Here is a 4,031-nt window from a genome sequence, read left to right as displayed (position 1 = left end):
ATACGATCCGACTAACTATCTGCTGATGCATGCTATGGGTCCGAATGTAGCTGGTGTGATCGGTTCTGCAGTAGCTGCAGGTATCTTGCTGGGATTCTTGCTGTAAACAAAACAGTATATATGTACATCTGGAGCTGTAATGGCATACGGATGGCATAGATGAGACAGATTTTCACAGATTCTCATTTTCCTGACAAAAGAACCAAAGGAGAGATTTCTTCCTTTGTGTTCCTTTAACTGGAAATAAGGCTGTGGAAATCTGTCTTTTTTTGCATTAGTTGTGAGGAGTGCGTATTCGTATCCTTTTCATTATGAATTTAAAGAAGAGGCATTGGGGAACTTTTGCAACATTGAGAGAGAAAAGAAACACAAAGAGGAATTTACGTTTCATCCGTTAATCAATCTAAAATAATCTACGTATATTTCGTAATAAGATTATTTTTAGTACCTTTCGGGATAATTAATAACAACTAAAACAATATGACCATGCGAAAACTCATTATCCCGCTTTTTATCCTTCTCTTTATCAGTGTCTCTTCACTGCTGCGTGCACAAAATACGAATCCCGTTCAGGAAGCGATGGCGAACTACGACTATGAAACAGCACTTTCACTCATCAGTCAGGAAAAGCCGACCGTCCCGCTGCTTTATCTAAAAGGAAAAGCACTGAAAAGCCTAGGCAATAACAGTGAAGCGCTCAAAGTGTACGAAGAAGTCATTGGGCTGGATTCCTTGAATCCGCGTGCCTATATAGAAGCTGCCGAATGCTGCAAATCAGTACTCAAGAACAAACAGGCACTGAAGTATTATCGGCGGGCCGTAGACCTGAACCCTGCCAACAAATATGCCCGCATCCAGTACATCAGCCTGTTGCTCAACCAACGGAAATTCAACGAAGCCCTGGGCGAAAGCAGCCTGCTGACGGAAACGGACAGTTCTGCCGTAGTACTGCACCTGCAAGCACAAAGTTTCGAAGGATTGGAGAATTATCTTGCGGCATTGGGATGCTATGAAAATATACAGGAGAAATATCCGAATGATTATCTTGCGGCAGCCAAATCGGGCAAGATCTATATTGAAGGAAAAGATTACCCATATGCTATAAAGGCAACCGAGAAATACCGTGCCATAGACAGCACCAACATCTCCGTGAACCAACAAAACGCATTGGCACATTGCCTGATGAAGGATTATCAGACTGCCATAAAGCGGTACGAGCAACTGCTCAGCCTGGGAGACAGTGCCTTTACGACCTGCTATTATTTAGGAATCAGCTATTACGCCCTCGAAAAGTTTTATGAAGCGCAGGACATCCTGAAGGTAGCCCACCAATATGATCCGCGCAACGTAAACCTGCTGTACTATTTAGGTCGTGCCTGCGCCAATACTTCATGGAAAGAGAAGGGAGTCCGTTATTTGGAGGAAGCCGTCGCATACGCCACTCCGGCAGACAGTGCAATGATACGCCTGTACATAGGACTTACCAACTGCTACAAGATGGCCGGTCAGCCCAAGATGCAAGTGAAGGCAATGAAAGAGCGATATGAGAAATATGACGTAACGAATCATAAATTGCTATACGACATGGCATATATCTATCAATACTACCTGAAAGACCTTAAGAACACGGAACGATGCCTGGAAGCCTTCCTGAAAACCCGTCCCAAAAGCAGTAGTAAAGAAGATCAGCCCGAGACGGACGAACAAGGCAACGTGATCTTAGGAATACGCACCCACTACAACAGCGCGGAAAACTGGCTCAAAGACCTTCGGGAGAAAAAGAAAGTGAATGATTTCTTCCAAGGAAAAGTTACCGTAGTGCCGACAAACACCCCCAAAACAGAAAAGACTGGGGAAACAACCAAGAAATGAAAACGTTTGCATAACACAATGGCGGACATAATAGCGGAGAAGCAACAGCTTTCTCCGCTATTTGCGTATATTAGCACTGGATTTATCAAGTCAAGTGGAGTGTGGAAAAGTGACAACTCCTTCTAACTCCCGATAACTCCTTATAAAGACAATAACATTAAACAACAATATCATGAAACGATTATTTTTTATTCTGGGAACACTTTTACTTTCCCTCAGCACGTATGCAGCTATGAACGTAAACAAAATCGATCCGCCATTCTGGTACACCGGAATGCAGAATCCCGAACTCCAACTGATGGTCTACGGTGAAGGCATCGGCAACTCTTCCGTTACCGTCGACTACCCCGGTGTCTCACTGAGCAGCACGGTCAAACTGGAAAGCCCCAACTACCTGATCGTTTACCTGAGACTGGAGAAGGACGTAAAGCCCGGAAACGTAACCCTCACGTTTGCACAAGGCAAGAAGAAACTCGTCAAAGAGTATGAACTGAAAGCCCGCACCATGAAAAGCTGCGAGCACAAAGGTTTCGACGCCTCCGATGCCCTCTACCTGTTGATGCCCGACCGCTTTGCCAACGGCAACCCCGACAACGACCAGATAGCAGGCATGGCAGAATATAAAGTAGACCGCAACGACCCGAACGCCCGACATGGCGGCGACCTTGCCGGCATTGAGCAACACCTCGACTACTTCTCCGACCTCGGTGTGACAGCCCTCTGGTTTACTCCGGTGCTGGAGAACAACATGACCGGTGGCTCTTACCACGGCTACGCCACTACCGACTACTACAAGGTAGACCCGCGCTTCGGCACCAACGACGAGTACAAGCAACTGATAGAAAAGGCCCATGCCCGCGGTATCAAGATTGTGATGGACATGATCTTCAACCACTGCGGTGTGGAACATGTATGGATCAAGGACATGCCTTCCAAGGACTGGTTCAACAATCCCGACCATGAGAACAACTTCGTACAAACTTCCTTCAAACTGACCCCGCACGTCGATCCCTACACTTCGCAATACGATTTCGACCAGATGAACGACGGCTGGTTCGTGACCGCCATGCCCGACCTCAACCAAAAGAATCCCCACGTTTACCGCTATCTGGTGCAGAACAGTTTCTGGTGGATAGAGTATGCCAACATCGACGGCATCCGCATGGATACTTATCCGTATGCCGACTACGACGCCATGAGCAACTGGATGAAAGAGCTGAACGAGGAGTATCCCAACTACAACACCGTAGGCGAGACTTGGGTGACCGAACCCGCCTATACCGCTTGGTGGCAGAAAGATTCCAAACTGTCGGCTCCCAAGAACAGTAACCTGAAGACCGTGATGGACTTCAGCTTCTTCGACAAGATCAACATCGCCAAGACCGAACAGACCGAGACTTGGTTCAAAGGCCTCGACCGCGTGTACAACAACTTCGTCTACGACTTCCTCTACCCCAACCCCGCCTCCGTGCTGGCTTTCATCGAGAACCACGACACCGACCGCTTCTTGGGCGAAAGCAACAACCTGCCGATGCTGAAGCAAGCCTCTACCCTGCTGCTCACCACGCGCCGCATCCCGCAACTCTACTACGGAACGGAAATCATGATGAACGGTGTGAAGAGCAAGAGTGACGGCTATGTACGCAAGGACTTCCCCGGCGGATGGAGCGACGACAAGAAAACGGCACTGACCGCCGCAGGACGCACCAAGCTACAGAACGAATGCTACAACTTCTACAAGACCATCCTGAACTGGCGCAAAGGAAACGATGTGATTGCCAAAGGCAGCATGGTGCAGTTCATGGTACAGAACGGTGTCTATGCCTACGCACGCCAGTACGAAGGCAAGACCGTCTTCGTGATGCTGAACGGTACGGATGCCGAGACCACTGTTCCCTTGAAGTTCTACAAGGAAGTCCTGAAAGAGAGCAAGCAGGGAAAAGACATCCTCAGCGGAAAGACCGTCTCCCTTGGCGAAGAACTGAAGATGGCGGCAAGAGAATCGCTGGTGATCGAGTTATAACCACTCCCTCCTAGAGTTTTTTTTTCGCATTTTATCTGCCATCTGCAAGGATTTCGCACTTATCAGGCTATGTAACAAATAGTTACAGGCTTGCAGATACCCCTTGCAGATGGCTTGCAGATAAAGTATCTGCAAG

General features: G+C 47.9%; 2 protein-coding genes and 1 pseudogene (1 of these 3 running past the window's edge). All 3 read left to right on the top strand.

The features are described 5' to 3' along the window. Positions 1-106, top strand: a pseudogene (locus QZ323_RS13630) (sodium ion-translocating decarboxylase subunit beta) (it extends 1,067 nt beyond the left edge of the window). Between the two features lie 380 nt (positions 107-486). Continuing rightward, positions 487-1,872: a tetratricopeptide repeat protein gene (locus QZ323_RS13625; RefSeq protein WP_294635253.1), complete on the top strand. Its 1,386-nt coding sequence runs from the start codon at positions 487-489 to the stop codon at positions 1,870-1,872. 172 nt (positions 1,873-2,044) lie between these two features. After that, on the top strand, positions 2,045-3,895 hold the full coding sequence (locus QZ323_RS13620) for a glycoside hydrolase family 13 protein (RefSeq protein WP_294635252.1): 1,851 nt from the start codon (positions 2,045-2,047) through the stop codon (positions 3,893-3,895). Positions 3,896-4,031 lie beyond the last annotated feature (136 nt).

The organism is uncultured Bacteroides sp. (genome assembly GCF_910585845.1).
Classification (GTDB): domain Bacteria; phylum Bacteroidota; class Bacteroidia; order Bacteroidales; family Bacteroidaceae; genus Bacteroides.
Note: the sequence above shows the minus strand (reverse complement) of the source record. Positions and strands in the feature narration are given on the sequence as shown.